Source organism: Flavobacterium shii, assembly GCF_025847235.1.
Classification (GTDB): Bacteria; Bacteroidota; Bacteroidia; order Flavobacteriales; family Flavobacteriaceae; genus Flavobacterium; species Flavobacterium shii.
Map to the genome: position 1 here is coordinate 282,778 of NZ_JAOZEW010000002.1, position 15,563 is coordinate 298,340.

Below are 15,563 nucleotides of genomic sequence, written 5' to 3' on the forward strand. Positions count from 1 at the left end.
ACTTATTATTGTATTTCAAAAATTACTGGAGCTGTTCTTGGTAATAAATAACTACCTGCTCCAACAAGTTTAGTTTTAATCTCAGAAATAGTAACCTGGTCTCCTCTACCTGCTTTTGAAAGTACAGATTTACATTGTGCATTTAATTTATTACCCGCAACAACAACTGTAGGTTGTCCTGTAACTTTTAAATTAAATCCAACAACATCTAATCCAACTTCGAAATCAAAATCAACTAATTTAGCACCAACTGTAGCTACTTCTAGATTTGATTTAGGTCCTTTCACAACACCCATTTCACCTCTAATAGTACCTGTAGGTCCTGGAATACCTTTAATTCTAAAAGTTTTCTTATCAGAAACAGTAGAACCATTTGGTAATGTACCCGTAACAGAAATTGTAGTTTCAGTTCCTGTTCCTGGGCTCATATTGTATTTTCCTGCTTTACCCGCAGAAGACAATCCCGGAGCACTTGCAACAACTTTATTATCTGCAACACCTGCGAATGATACTGAAATTGGGTTAACAACTCCTCTGTAAACTACATTCATTTTATCTGCAGAAATAGTAGCAGAATTTGGTTTAGGTACTACAACATATTTTCCAGAAAATTTAAGTGGAATTGTTTTTCCATCTTCCAAGAATGTAAATTGACCATTAATATTTTGTTCTCCAATTCCACCAGCTGTCATAGATATAATGGCTTGACCATTAGCATCAATTTTACCTGGACCTGAAAATGAAGTAGGTTTGGTGTTTTCGTCATAACGACCTAAAACAACTTTACCTGTAACAGTTTCTCCTTGAAAATAAGCATTTTTATCAAGAACTACAATTGCTTGGTAATTACTGTAAGATGCAGCAGCAACCGCAGCTTTTCCTAAAGCAGCACTATAAACATCAGATTCTGCTTTTTGAACGTCATTTTGCCAAGCAGACAGTTTTGCAACTGAAGCAACTGCTGGAAAACCTTTAAAGTGATAAGCTAAATACTTATCTTTTAAACCTTCTTTATTTTTAACGTCAGAAGTATTAAATTTATTCTCAATTTCAGCTAAAATTGCACTATACTTTTTATCAGTCAATGCAGCTTTCATATCAGCTTTATATTTGTCGATCTTAGCAATAATCTCGTTACCTTTTGCAGTATAACCTTCTCCAGTAAACCAATTATCTATATTATCACCTTTGTCCATAGACTCGTAAGGTAATTTTCCTGTTGCTTTATCAACTTCAAATCCTTTTAATACATCCCCTTTTAGAGTACCTATATAATCATAAAATTCTTTAGTTATAGTTTCTACTTTGTGAGCTGTTCCTGCAGCCATTGCAAACTCTCCTTTTGCTTCAGCAGCTTTCTGATCTAATGAAGACAACATTTGCGCATTGGTTTCTGTTGATGCAGAATTAGCGCTTTCAAATTTTTCATTCATTAAGCCAAAAGCAGATAATACTTCTTTTGACATATTCATTGCTAACATTGCGATGAAAACCAGATACATCAGGTTAATCATCTTCTGTCTAGGGGTTAATTTTCCTCCTGCCATATTTTCTAAATAATTAGTTTTTTATTAATAATAATTGTTTTTAACTAATTATCCTTTATTATTCATAGCTGAAAGCATACCACCGTAAACATTGTTTAAAGAAGCAATATTTGCAGTCATTGATTGCATTTGCTCTTTTAATTTTGTTGCGTTTTCTGCAATTTCTTTGTTAGCTTCTGCATTTCTTGAAGCACTTTCTAATTGAACTTTATATAAACTATTTAATGACTCCATTTGCGCAGCAGCTGTAGACAACTCTTCGCTGTATTTTTTAGTAGAAGCAATTGAATCAACTGTTGGAGCAATACCTTTAGCAGCAGACTCAAAGTTTTTGATACTGTTACCTAAGCTTGACATAAGCTCTCCGTCGATTTTAGCTTCTTTAAGCATAACATCTAATTTTTGAGATAATAAACCTTGTGCATCAGCTGTGGTATCTGCTTTTGCGGTTTTAGTTTTTGCTTGTCCATTAGCCAATTCTGGATATACTAATGTCCAATCTAATTCATCATCAACTGGTTCAAAAGCAGAAAGCGCGAAAATTAATGCCTCTGTTACTAATCCAATTGAAAGCATCAATGTACCTGTTAAAGGTCCGATTTCAAAGTGGGTGATCTTGAATAAAGCTCCAATAATTACTACTGCTGCTCCCATACCGTAAGCGAAGTTCATCGCTTTTTTACTCAATAATGCCATAATTTGTTTGTTTGTTTTAGGTTTTAAAATAAGGATTTGGTTATTGTTTTTAATTTACTCTCTAATAATTAATTATTTCTTTTTATTCCCGGTTACTTGTGTACCCATATAATCTTGAACCGTTCTAAAACCAATAAAACTTCTTGCTGAATCTGCATATTCAAAATCTCTGGTACTTACTTGTAGGAAATAAGCAACATCTTTCCACGAACCTCCTCGAACAACTTTACGTTTGTTCGAACCATCCTGTACATTAGGATTCATCGTAGATACATATTCGTAAGCATTTGGACTGTATGAAGAATCTGTCCACTCGGCAACGTTACCTGCCATATTATACAAATTATAACCATTTGGATCATACGATTTTGCTTCTACAGTATACAAAGCATTATCTGCAGCATAATCCCCTCTATTTGGCTTAAAGTTAGCCATAAAACAACCTCTATCATTTCTAATATAAGGACCTCCCCAAGGGTAAGTTCCAGACTCTAGACCACCTCTTGCAGCATACTCCCATTCTGCCTCTGTAGGCAATCTGAAAGAGTTCACTAAATCACGACCTTTCTTTTTGGCTTTTATGTAAGAGTTTTTATTTAATGTTCTCCAAGCACAAAAAGCTTTTGCCTGAGTCCATTTTACACCTACAACCGGATAATCCCCATATGCTTTATGCCAAAAATAATCATTATGCATTGGCTCATTATATGAATAAGTAAAATCCTTAATCCAAACTGTTGTATCAGGATAAACCGCTACTTCTTCAGTCTTAACAAAATCTTTTCTTTTTCCAACTTTAGCTTTAGCTGCAGCTTGAATATCCATCCAAGAATATCTAAATTTCAATTTATTAACATCTACAGTTCTCAAACCATTATATGACTCAGCAATAGGAACATACATAGAATCCATTACTTCTGTATAATACTCATCTGGGTACCCTTTTGTATCTTTTACCAGTTTAATTTTTTTGTTTAATTTTCTTCCTGCATAAGGATCATCTGCTGTACCTACACTATAATAATTATCATACATGTATTTATCGTAAGCTGTCATCTTTTCTGGATCAGAATCATTAAAAGCATAATCACCTATACTTCCGCCTTTTTTACCTTTACCATCAGCACCTGGTTTTTGTCCCATTTCATCTGCCATAATAGCCAAACGAACTCTCATTGTAGAATCTTTTACCCACTCCACAAATTGACGGTACTCACTATTTGTTATTTCAGTTTCATCCATATAAAAAGAACGAACAGTAACAGTCTTAGTTGGAGCATCTTCTACTTGAGCCAAGTCATCATCAGACTTACCCATAATAAAAGATCCACCTGGAACTAAAGTCATTCCATAAGGCTTTTCAGGATACCATTTCCCACCTTTAACACCTACCAATTCTCCTTTGTCACTTGACCTACCACAACTAATCATTAGTGTTAAAAATGCTGCAAATGCAATAAACTTCTTCATATATATTTGGATTATCTATTCATTATTATAAGTCCGTAAACCTATTTATTATTTTTCTAAAAAACAATAGCTTTTTTGTAATTTATTTCACGGTTCAAAATTAAAGTTAAAAAAAATAAAAAAAAAATATTTAGTCGATAAACTACCGCTTAAAATCGACATAAAACGTTAAATTTTAATATTTGTACGACTTAACTCATTAATAAAAACAAAAACAAACATTTCAAAAACCCTGTAAATACACGCGTGTTATTACGAAAACGATTACACTGTATTTTTGCGTTGTGCTTTCCACCATCTTTCAGGTAATTCCTGATTACAAGCCGTTAAATATTCGTCATAAGAACATGATAATAACGTATTTCTCTTCAATTTATTACTGCCATTTGAAATAAACGGTATTTCGATCCACCAACGATCTGTTTTATCACTTTTGTAAAAAACCAGCTCTTCCTCTTCCAACGGAACAATATACTTTAAATAGTTTTTTCGACTACCATAAGGATATTCATTCGAACGATAATGATATCCCTCGATGAAATACCAAATAATTTGCGCGACAATCGGAGCTTCCTGCAAAGTATTATCATGATTAAATAATCCAAAAGCAGTTACTTTATCACTAATCCCAGCATATCTTGCAAGTGAACAAATTTCTTTACCATTAAAACCATTAGGTTCAAATGAAATCATATTTCCTGAATCTGCAGACTTTATTGAATTCAAATCAAAACTCACCAAATCGGCATCTCTAAAAACTGGCTCAGCAAGAGCAATATTATTAGACATTTCCCCCAATCGATAAGCATCAAAAAACAACTTTTCGATTAAATCAATTTCCTCTTGTGAATTGTAATAAGTCTGATAACCTATATTGCAATAATTAAATAGATTATTAGGTGCATCTACTATAATTTTAGTCAAGTAGGAAGTCGACGAAGAATCTTCGCTTTCTTTCCCGAAGTCAAATTTATTATCAACTGCTACCAAATTTACCATTTGCTCCAACTCATCGTAAGCACGATACAAAGAATAAGTTAAATCCTGAGAACCTCCAATGACAATAGGAATAACTCTATTTTTTATTAAAGCTGCAGTTATTTTCTTTAAAACATAGTAAGTATCATCTACCGAATCTCCAGGCAATATATCCCCTAAATCTGCAATAGACATTTCCCAGTTTCCAGGAAACATCCCGTATAATTTCTTACGAACAGGATTCAGATTCACATCACTAATCGCAGAAGTATTTCCGCGATTTTCCAAAACTCCTATTATAGCAATATTAATTTTAGCTAAATCCGGAAATTGCTCTTTCGTATGCAAAACAATCTTACTTCCCAATTCCTGAGAAGACAATGTATCAATGTAGTTTAGAATTTCTTCGGCAACTGGTTGTAGAAAATCAAATTCCATTTCTTATTTCTTTTTTGCTACTGGTTTTTTAGCTACAGCTTTCTTAGCAGCTGGTGCTTTCTTGGCAGCTGTCTTTTTTACTGGCGTTTTCTTAGCTATCATTTCCTGAACTTCGGCCAACGTTAATTTTGTTGCATCAACATCTTTGCTTAATTCAATTTTGATCTTACCTTTTGTAATAACCGAACGTCCCCAACGAGCTTTCTCTACAAGAATCCCTTCTTCTTCCCAATTATGAAGTACTTTATCAATATTTTTCTGAAGTTTATCTTCAATCAAAGCTTCGATATCTGATTGTGATAAATCATCAAAATTGTATTTTTTGCTTACGTTAATAAACAATCCGTTCCATTTGATAAAAGGACCAAAACGACCTACACCTTTTTGCACTCCTTCTCCTTTATATACAGCAATAGGCGCATCGGCAAGTGCTTTCTCATCTATTAACTCCTGAGCCCTTGTTATTGTTACATCCAGAGGATCCTCTCCTTTTGGCAATGAAATAAAAACACTTCCGTGACGAACATACGGTCCGTAACGTCCATTACTCACCTCTACTTCTTCTCCTTTATATTCCCCTAAGTTTTTAGGCAATAAAAACAAGTTTAAAGCTTCTTCCAGCGTTATATTACCAATATTTTGATCTGCCATTAAACTGGCGAATTTTTTATCTTCATCATCCGGCTCTCCAATTTGAGCCATTGGGCCGAATTTACCTAAACGAACAGAAACCGGTCTTCCAGAAACAGGATCTTTACCTAAGATTCTTTCTCCACTTTCTCTATCGGCATTAGCCTCAACATCTTTTACATTTGGATGGAATTTATCATAAAACTCCTTCATCATTTGTGCCCAGTCAATATTTCCTTCGGCAATTTCATCAAAATCCTGCTCTACTTTTGCAGTAAAATTATAATCTAATATCGTTTCGAAATTCTTTACTAAGAAATCTGTAACAATTGTTCCGATATCAGTAGGGACTAATTTCCCTTTATCTGAACCTGTATTTTCTTTTAGTAACCTCTCCCCTACCTTATTAGACTGCAAAGTAAGTTGTGTATAATTACGTTCTTGCCCGTCAAGGTTTCCTTTTTCTACATAGTTTCTATTGATAATAGTAGAAATAGTTGGCGCATAAGTAGATGGACGACCAATACCTAATTCTTCTAATTTCTTAACCAAAGATGCCTCTGTATAACGTGCTGGCGGTCTAGAATATCTTTCGGTTGCCGTGATGTAATTATTTATTAATTTCTCATTCACTTTCATCGCCGGCAACATTCCTTCTTGCTCTTCTTCGTCATCATCATGACCTTCAAGATACACTTTTAAGAATCCTTCGAAAAGCAAAACTTCTCCAGATGCTGTAAAAATTTCGCTATGATTATTAGCTTCTATTTTCACATTGGTTCTTTCCAATTGTGCATCACTCATTTGTGAAGCCAATGTTCTTTTCCAGATCAAATCATATAACCGAGCTTGATCTCTGTCGATATTCACTGTATGACGTGACATATCTGTAGGACGGATCGCCTCGTGCGCCTCTTGTGCTCCTTTGCTTTTATTAGCAAAAGTTCTCGGCTTAGAGAATTCTTTTCCGTATGATTTAATAATTTCAGCCTGAGCTGCATCCATTGCATCTTTGGAAAGATTAACACTATCGGTTCTCATATAAGTAATAAGTCCCGCTTCGTATAAACGTTGTGCTAATTGCATTGTGATTCCAACTGGTAAATACAATTTTCTTGCAGCTTCTTGTTGCAATGTAGAAGTTGTAAATGGTGCTGTTGGTGATTTTTTGGTAGGTTTCGTTTCTAAATCTGAAACCTTATATGAAGAACCAATATTTTTATTTAAAAAATCTTCGGCTTCTTTTTTAGTATTAAAGTTTTTAGGTAATTTGGCTTTAAAAGTTTTTCCGGCTTCATTGGTAAACTCTGCCACAACAGAATATGATGCTACTGCATTAAAATTCTGAATTTCGCGTTCCCTTTCTACGATTAAACGTACAGAAACTGATTGTACACGTCCAGCTGATAAACCTCCTTTAATTTTTCTCCACAATACAGGAGATAATTCATACCCCACTAATCTATCTAATACACGACGCGCTTGCTGTGCATTAACCAAATTATAATCTATTTCTCTTGGGTTTTCAATCGCTTTTAAGATTGCTGTTTTTGTGATTTCGTGAAAAACAATTCGCTTGGTTTTTTTAACATCAAGCTTTAATTCTTCGGCAAGATGCCATGAAATAGCCTCACCCTCGCGATCCTCATCACTTGCTAACCAAACCATTTCGGCATTTTTAGCTAATGTTTTCAGTTTACTAACTAAAGCTTTTTTATCGGGAGAAACTTCATATTTAGGTTTAAAACCATTCTCTACATCTACACCAATTTCTTTGGAAGGTAAATCGGCAATATGCCCATAACTTGACTCTACTTGAAAATCACTTCCTAAAAATTTCTCTATCGTTTTTGCCTTTGCAGGTGACTCAACTATTACTAAATTCTTTGCCATTACTCTATTTTTCTGGAACAAAAGTATCTATTTTTTTTAAATGAGAGTGCACGCAAATCGTTTTTTGAAAAAAATCTATTTTCGCAGTTGTTAATTTATACCTTAATATATAACAAAAATATTCGCGTTATTACTTTCCTCATTCTTTCAAACGAAGTAAAAATCGAAAACTTTATTACAAAACGATTACCCGATAAATACCTGAATTAAGACTATTAAAAAAATCTGAATAATGAAAGAGAAACTATAATTTACCGGCAATGACTACATCAATTCCCATTTCTTCGAGATTCGTTTTAGTTTCAAGATCAATACCGGCATCTGTAATCAATACGTCAATTTTATTTAAATCACAAATTTTACCAAAACCTCTGACATTCATTTTTGTTGAATCGGCCAAAACTATAACTTTCTCTGCAACTTCGATCATAGCTTGATTTAAATGTGCCTCCAAAGCATTTGATGTACTCAAACCAAAATCTAAATGAACACCATCTGTCCCTAAGAATAATTTATTACAAGAGAACTGACTTAAAGTTGCCTCTGCAATCGGACCTACAGCCGAAGTCGAACTATTTCTAATATCTCCCCCTAATTGTATTGTATCGATATTTATTTCTTTACTAAGTTCCAAAGCCACTTTTAACGAAGGTGTAAGTACCGTTAATTTTTGAAATCCTTTAATAACCTGAGATAAATAATGAATATTCGAACCCGACCCTAATATAATATAATCGTGATTACTTATATATTTTACCGCCTCTTCTGCTATTTGTTTTTTTTGCTCTACCTGCAATCCTTCTTTATCATTAACATCCCTTTCAAAAGCATAAATAGGCTGTTTACTTGCTCCTCCATGCGTACGATGCAATAGCTTTTGGTTTTCCAAAAAATTCAAGTCCTTTCGTATGGTTACACTTGAAACATTAAGTGTTTCACATAAATCAACTACATTCACATATCCCTTTTGATTTAATTCTTTAAGTATATCCTCTTGTCTTCTATTGATTATAGTCATAATTCCTCTTTAATATTAAGATTTCGCATAATTGAAAGATACAAAAATAAAATAAAAAAATAAATTTCATTTAATTTTATTTAGTTTCATTTAATTTCGCTAACTTCGTTATTCGAAAGCGAAAAGACACAAAACGCAACAAATAAAACATATAATGAAACGACTCGAACAATTAACAAAACTAAAACAAACACCTGAATGGGATGTAATCGTGATTGGTGGCGGAGCTAGCGGACTAGGCACAGCACTCGATGCTGCAAGTAGAGGTTACAAAACAGTTTTGGTTGAAGCAATAGATTTTGCCAAAGGAACATCAAGCAGAAGCACAAAATTAGTTCATGGTGGAGTTCGCTACCTAGAACAAGGCGACATCTCTTTGGTAAGAGAAGCATTAAAAGAAAGAGGTTTAATGGCTCAAAACGCAGCCCATTTGGTCAAAAACCAATCTTTTGTTATACCAAATTACAATTGGTGGGGTGGTTATTTTTACACTATAGGACTTACTATCTATGACTTGTTAGCTGGGAGACTAAGCCTGGGTCGATCAAAGTATATTTCGAAGAAAAAAACTATTGAATTGCTCCCTACTATAGAACAAAAGGGTTTAGTAAGTGGTGTTATCTACCAAGACGGACAATTTGACGATTCTCGCTTGGCTATAAATATTGCACAAACTGCAGCAGAAAACGGCGCTTGTATTTTAAACTATACCAAAGTTATGGATCTATTAAAAAATGACAACGATAAAGTTATCGGCGTTCAAATAGTAGATCATGAATCTGGCGAGAGATATGATATAAAAGGTAAAGCTGTTATTAATGCTACTGGCGTTTTTACTAATGCGATAATGAAACTAAACGATGCTGTATATAAAAAATACATCGTACCAAGTCAGGGAATTCACCTTGTATTCGACAAATCTTTCCTACCAAGCGACCATGCTTTAATGATTCCAAAAACAAGCGATGGAAGAGTATTATTTGCCGTGCCTTGGCATGATAAAATAGTAGTAGGAACAACAGATACTCTAATTAAAAAGCATAGCCTAGAACCTATTGCACTAGAATCAGAAATTGAATTCGTCTTAGAGACAGCACAAAGATTCTTAGCAAAAAAACCTACACGAGCCGATGTTTTATCCGTTTTTGCAGGATTAAGACCATTGGCCGCGCCAGAAAAAGAAGGAACAAGCACTAAAGAAGTTTCAAGAAGTCATAAAATAATTGTCTCCGAAACTGGATTGATAACTATAACTGGCGGAAAATGGACCACTTATAGAAAAATTGCCGAAGACATCATAGACAAAGCAATCGTTGTACACCACTTACCAAAAAAGAAATGCAAAACGGAACATATTTTAATTCATGGAAGTAAAGAAACAAATTCTAAGACTCGAGAAAATCATTTATATATATACGGAACTGATATCCCAAAAATATTAGAATTACAAAAACAAGAGCCTGAATTAAAAGAAAAACTACACCCTGATTACGATTATACCATGGCAGAAGTAGCCTGGGCGATTCGTTCTGAAATGGCAAGAACAATAGATGATGTCTTAGCAAGAAGAGTACGTTTATTATTTCTAGATGCACGTGCTGCCATTGATTCATCCGAAAAAGTTGGAAAATTACTAGCAAAAGAACTTGGGCATGACGAAACATGGACACAAACCCAAATATCACATTTTAAAACCATTGCAAACGGATTCCTTTTGTCAGAATTTCAAAAAAAACATCATTAACAATATACGATCATGCAAGACAAATTAATCTTAACACTAGACCAAGGAACAACTTCTTCCAGAGCCATCGTATTTAATCATGGCGGAGAAATCGTAAGCATTTCTCAGAAACCCTTTGAACAGATATTCCCAAAACCGGGATGGATAGAACATGATCCTAACGAGATTTGGTCTTCACAAATTAGCGTCGCTGCCGAAGTCATTGCCAAAGTAGGCGTATCTGGAAAAGAAATTGCCGCAATTGGAATTACCAATCAGCGCGAAACAACAATTGTCTGGGATAGAGAAACCAGCGAACCTCTATACAATGCCATTGTTTGGCAGGATCGCAGAACAGCAAAATATTGCGATGAATTAAAAGCAAAAGGTCATGCTAAGATGATTCAAAAAAAGACAGGATTAATATTAGACGCCTATTTTTCCGGAACTAAAATAAAATGGATTTTAGACAATGTCAAAGGTGCACGTGAAAAAGCAGAACAAGGAAAATTATGCTTCGGAACAGTGGACACATGGCTAATATGGAAACTTACTCGAGGTAAAATATTCATGACCGACGTCTCTAATGCAAGTAGAACTTTATTATTAAACATTCACACATTAGAATGGGATACCGAATTACTAGAATTATTTGACATTCCGAGAGCAATGTTACCCGAAGTAAAACAAAGCAGCGAAATATATGGAGAAACCAGCACTACCCTATTTTCTACAAAAATTCCAATTTCTGGCGTAGCCGGAGATCAACAGGCTGCGCTTTTCGGACAATTATGCACTGACCCCGGAATGGTAAAAAATACCTACGGAACAGGTTGCTTCATGTTAATGAATACTGGAAACAAACCTGTTTATTCCAAAAACAACTTACTAACCACCGTGGCGTGGAGAATTAATGGTGAAACAACTTATGCCTTAGAAGGAAGTGTATTTGTAGGCGGAGCAGCAGTACAATGGCTCCGAGACGGCGCCAAATTGATCAATTCTGCCGACGAAATTGAAACCTTAGCCGCAAGTGTACCAGACAATGGCGGCGTATATTTCGTTCCAGCCTTAACAGGTTTAGGAGCACCACATTGGGACCAATATGCCAGAGGTGCAATTCTAGGAATTACAAGAGGAACGACAAATGCGCATATAGCGCGTGCTACATTAGAAGGAATTGCTTATCAAGTATTAGATTTAGCAAAATCAATGGAAGCTGATTTTGGAAGAAAAGGAAAAGAACTAAGAGTAGATGGCGGAGCAGCTATCAATAATTTAATGATGCAATTTCAATCAGATATATTTGGTTTTAACGTAATAAGACCCAAAACACTAGAAACAACTGCCTTGGGAGCAGCATACTTAGCTGGATTAGCCGTAGGATACTGGAAAAATATAGCCGAATTACAACAACAGTGGTCTGTCGACAAGGTATTTTCTCCCAAAATGCCAAAAGTAGAAGTAGACAAACTAGTAAAAAACTGGGATAAAGCCGTTGGACGTACCAAAAACTGGATTGAGGACTAAAATATGAATCATTAAATTTTAAAAGATGTCGCCATTTATTGCAGAAATCATAGGAACAATGCTCGTTATCTTACTAGGTAATGGTGTTGTTGCAAACGTAGTTCTTAAAGGAACAAAAGGAAACAACTCGGGATGGATTGTAATCACTACAGGTTGGGCATTTGCCGTTTTTGTAGGCGTAACAGTTGCAGGACCAATTAGTGGTGCACACTTAAACCCCGCTGTAACAATAGGACTTGCTCTTATTGGTAAATTTGCCTGGAGCCAGGTATCTTATTATATTATTGCTCAAATAATCGGAGCTATGTTAGGGGCATTCTTAGTTTGGCTATTTCATAAAGATCATTTTGCCATTACCGAGGATGAAGGCGGAAAACTTGCTTGTTTTAGTACAATACCAGCAATAAGAAACACCTTTTCTAATTTGATTAGTGAGATTATCGGGGCTTTCGTTCTTATTTTCGTAATCTTTTATATTGCAGGTCCAGAGCTCAGCATCAGCACTGCTTCTGACGCTAAAATCGGACTTGGATCTATTGGCGCTCTACCTGTTGCTATTTTGGTATGGGCGATTGGACTGTCTTTGGGCGGCACTACAGGTTACGCTATTAATCCCGCTAGAGATTTAGGACCACGTATTATACACTCTCTTCTTCTTAAAGGAAACAGTGACTGGAGCTATGCCTGGATCCCAATTATTGGCCCAATTATAGGAGCTTGCTTAGCAGCACTCTTATATGTAACAATGCTTTAGTATGGCTTTATAAATCAAAAAATCATGAAAAAATTATTATTTTTCTCTATAATCTCGATTATAGGGCTAGCCGGATACGCTCAAAAAAGAACTATCCAAGATAGCATTTCTACCCCAGTAGAAAATACTGAGCCATCTCGTCTAGACTTTAATGTAGGTCTAGAAACCAGCCATCTATGGAGAGGACTCGTTATCAATGATGGTATGACCGCAACTGGAAATATCCATTATGCATTAAATGAAGGACGAAATTATACAGTTGGAATTTGGGGAGGTGCTGGATTTGACGGAACCTATCGCGAGATAAATTATTATATTCAATATCAAAAAAATAATTTATCAATCGGACTATGGGATTTATTTAATACTACAGGAATTGAAAACCCTGAAGTTTTTAATTACAATAAACTAACCACTACTCACCTAATTGATTTAAGAACTTCATATCGCTTTCCTGAATCATTCCCTATACGAATAGAAGCTGACGTTTTACTTTATAGCGGTTTAAACGATAGAGAATTAGACAACAATAATAAATACAAAAGCAGATATTCAACTTACGTCGAATTAAGCTACCCCGTTATCCGAAATCAAAAAGTAAATTTAAATGTTTTCATGGGAGCTGGTTTTGCAATTGACGGAAAAAAATATTTATATACCACTAAAGCAGAAAGCAGTTTCGATATTGTAAACACAGGGATAAAAGCTTCCAAAGATATTTCGGTATTTAACTATAAATTACCTGTTTCCGCAACTGCTATGTGGAACCCTGCAAATAAAATTGCAAGAGTACAGTTAGACGTCAATTTGTTCTAACCATTGCATAGATTTTTAATTTGTTAATCAAAGCTCTCTTTCCCTCAAAAGAGAGCTTTTTTTGTGCTAATTTTAAAATACAAAAACAATGTTAAATCTTCATATGACATCTTGTCATAATCATACAAATAATTGTACCTTTGCAACCTTATTAAAATACACTTTTGAAAGTGACTTATGGAAAAGATTATTGAAGAAAGCAAACAAGGAGAAAGTCTTGTTTTAGAACATAAACCTGAGAATACAAAGAAACTCTTTATAGAAAGTTACGGTTGTGCGATGAATTTTTCGGACAGCGAAATCGTAGCTTCTATTTTATCGGCAAACGGTTTTAACACAACTCAAAAGCTTGAAGAAGCTGATTTGGTTTTGGTAAATACCTGCTCCATTCGTGATAAAGCCGAGCAAACTATACGTAAACGTTTAGAGAAATACAATGCTGTAAAACGTATTAACCCAAAGATGAAAGTTGGTGTTTTAGGTTGTATGGCCGAACGTTTAAAGAGTCAGTTTCTGGAAGAAGAAAAAATCGTAGACCTTGTTGTTGGTCCCGATGCCTATAAAGACTTACCTAATTTATTAAGTGAAGTTGAAGAAGGTCGCGATGCTATAAACGTAATTTTATCTAAAGATGAAACCTATGGTGATATTTCGCCTGTGCGATTGATGAGCAACGGAATTACAGCTTTAGTTTCAATTACTCGTGGTTGCGATAATATGTGTACGTTTTGCGTAGTGCCTTTTACTCGCGGACGTGAGCGCAGTCGTGAACCGCAAAGTATTATGAACGAGATTCAGGATTTATGGGATAAAGGCTTTAAGGAAATTACACTTTTAGGTCAGAACGTGGATAGTTATTTATGGTATGGTGGCGGATTAAAGAAGGATTTCGATAATGCTACAGATATGCAAAAAGCTACTGCTGTAAACTTCGACCAATTACTAGAAATGGTAGCGGTTACTTTTCCTAAAATGCGTATTCGTTTTTCGACTTCAAATCCACAAGATATGCACGAAAGTGTTTTGCATATTATTGCAAAATATTCTAATATTTGTAAACACATTCATTTACCGGTTCAGTCTGGAAGTAACAGAATCCTAAAAGAAATGAACCGTTTACATACACGTGAGGAATACATGACTTTGATTGATAAAATCAAAACTATAATTCCAAACAGTTCCATCTCTCAAGATATGATTGCAGGTTTCCCAACAGAAACCGAGCAAGACCACCAAGATACCATGAGCTTAATGGAGTATGTGAAATATAACTTTGGTTATATGTATTCGTACTCGGAACGTCCTGGAACTTTGGCTGGAAGAAAAATGGAAGATGATGTTACCGAAGAAACCAAAGCAAGAAGATTACAAGAAATTGTCGATTTACAACAAAAACACGCTTGGTTTCGCTCTGAAGAATTTATCGGACAAACCGTAGAAGTTCTAGTTGAGAAGGTTTCAAAAAAATCAACTGAAGAATTCTCAGGAAGAAATTCACAAAGTATTACCGTAGTTTTCCCAAAAGAAGATTATAAAATAGGTGATTTTGTAAACGTAAAAATCACAAGTTGTACCAGCGGAACTTTAAAAGGTGAAGCTGTTGGATTAAGTGACATGAATTAAGCTTTTAACCGCAAATTTCACAAATTTTGACAAATTAATTCTTCATGACTAGTACAACCGAATATTATTACAAAAAAGATGAGAATTACCAAATAGTAGGAATCTGCATGGAAGTGCATCGATTATTAGGCCCTGGTTTACTTGAAATTGTATATAAAGACGCATTAGAAATCGAATTCAAAAATCATAGAATTCCTTATCAACGAGAAAAGGAATTTTCAATTGAATATAAAGGAGTTATTTTGCCTCATAAATTTTATGCGGATTTCATAGTTCATGATGACATAATACTAGAAGTAAAATCTGTAAAAAAAATAAGCAATGATCATCTTGCACAGACATTAAATTATATGAAACTAGCTGATACTCCTGTTGGAATAATCGCAAACTTTCAAAACAAATCATTAATACACAAACGATTAATAAATTCATAAAATAAATTTGCGC

At 34.7% G+C, this 15,563-nt stretch carries 12 protein-coding genes; 6 read left to right on the top strand and 6 right to left on the bottom strand.

Annotation, left to right across the window (positions count from 1 at the left end):
• Window positions 1–5: 5 nt before the first annotated feature.
• The 6 genes from porM to OIU83_RS03305 all read right to left on the bottom strand — a co-directional run bounded on the left by porM (window position 6) and on the right by OIU83_RS03305 (window position 8,670).
• Window positions 6–1,547 (bottom strand): type IX secretion system motor protein PorM/GldM, encoded by a 1,542-nt coding sequence (gene porM / locus OIU83_RS03280; protein ID WP_264204840.1) that lies wholly within the window; start codon window positions 1,545–1,547, stop codon window positions 6–8.
• A gap of 48 nt (window positions 1,548–1,595) precedes the next feature.
• Complete coding sequence (gene porL / locus OIU83_RS03285) at window positions 1,596–2,243, bottom strand: type IX secretion system motor protein PorL/GldL (RefSeq protein ID WP_264204841.1); 648 nt, start codon at window positions 2,241–2,243, stop codon at window positions 1,596–1,598.
• Window positions 2,244–2,315: 72 nt separating this feature from the next.
• A complete protein-coding gene (porK, locus tag OIU83_RS03290; protein WP_264204842.1) occupies window positions 2,316–3,713 on the bottom strand; it encodes a T9SS ring complex lipoprotein PorK/GldK in 1,398 nt (465 codons plus the stop codon).
• A 264-nt stretch (window positions 3,714–3,977) separates the two neighbouring features.
• A complete protein-coding gene (locus tag OIU83_RS03295) occupies window positions 3,978–5,129 on the bottom strand; it encodes a formimidoylglutamase (RefSeq protein ID WP_264204843.1) in 1,152 nt (383 codons plus the stop codon).
• Between the two features lie 3 nt (window positions 5,130–5,132).
• Window positions 5,133–7,652, bottom strand: coding sequence for a type I DNA topoisomerase (topA, locus tag OIU83_RS03300; protein ID WP_264204844.1), 2,520 nt, complete (start codon window positions 7,650–7,652; stop codon window positions 5,133–5,135).
• A 244-nt stretch (window positions 7,653–7,896) separates the two neighbouring features.
• Entirely contained in the window at window positions 7,897–8,670 is a 774-nt protein-coding gene (locus OIU83_RS03305; RefSeq protein WP_264204845.1) for a DeoR/GlpR family DNA-binding transcription regulator, read from the bottom strand.
• 154 nt (window positions 8,671–8,824) lie between these two features.
• Here OIU83_RS03305 and OIU83_RS03310 point away from each other — a divergent pair, with 154 nt between their 5' ends.
• The 6 genes from OIU83_RS03310 to OIU83_RS03335 all read left to right on the top strand — a co-directional run bounded on the left by OIU83_RS03310 (window position 8,825) and on the right by OIU83_RS03335 (window position 15,550).
• Entirely contained in the window at window positions 8,825–10,414 is a 1,590-nt protein-coding gene (locus tag OIU83_RS03310; RefSeq protein ID WP_264204846.1) for a glycerol-3-phosphate dehydrogenase/oxidase, read from the top strand.
• Between the two features lie 12 nt (window positions 10,415–10,426).
• A complete protein-coding gene (glpK, locus tag OIU83_RS03315; protein WP_264204847.1) occupies window positions 10,427–11,923 on the top strand; it encodes a glycerol kinase GlpK in 1,497 nt (498 codons plus the stop codon).
• Between the two features lie 25 nt (window positions 11,924–11,948).
• Window positions 11,949–12,677, top strand: coding sequence for an MIP/aquaporin family protein (locus OIU83_RS03320; protein ID WP_264204848.1), 729 nt, complete (start codon window positions 11,949–11,951; stop codon window positions 12,675–12,677).
• Window positions 12,678–12,701: 24 nt separating this feature from the next.
• On the top strand, window positions 12,702–13,493 hold the full coding sequence (locus OIU83_RS03325) for a hypothetical protein (protein WP_264204849.1): 792 nt from the start codon (window positions 12,702–12,704) through the stop codon (window positions 13,491–13,493).
• Window positions 13,494–13,670: 177 nt separating this feature from the next.
• Window positions 13,671–15,116 carry a tRNA (N6-isopentenyl adenosine(37)-C2)-methylthiotransferase MiaB gene (gene miaB, locus OIU83_RS03330; RefSeq protein WP_264204850.1) on the top strand — a complete coding sequence of 482 codons (1,446 nt, stop codon included), beginning with the start codon at window positions 13,671–13,673 and terminating at the stop codon, window positions 15,114–15,116.
• 44 nt (window positions 15,117–15,160) lie between these two features.
• The gene (locus tag OIU83_RS03335) at window positions 15,161–15,550 is read left to right on the top strand and encodes a GxxExxY protein (protein WP_264204851.1); all 390 of its coding nucleotides are present in this window, start codon (window positions 15,161–15,163) and stop codon (window positions 15,548–15,550) included.
• Window positions 15,551–15,563: the final 13 nt, after the last annotated feature.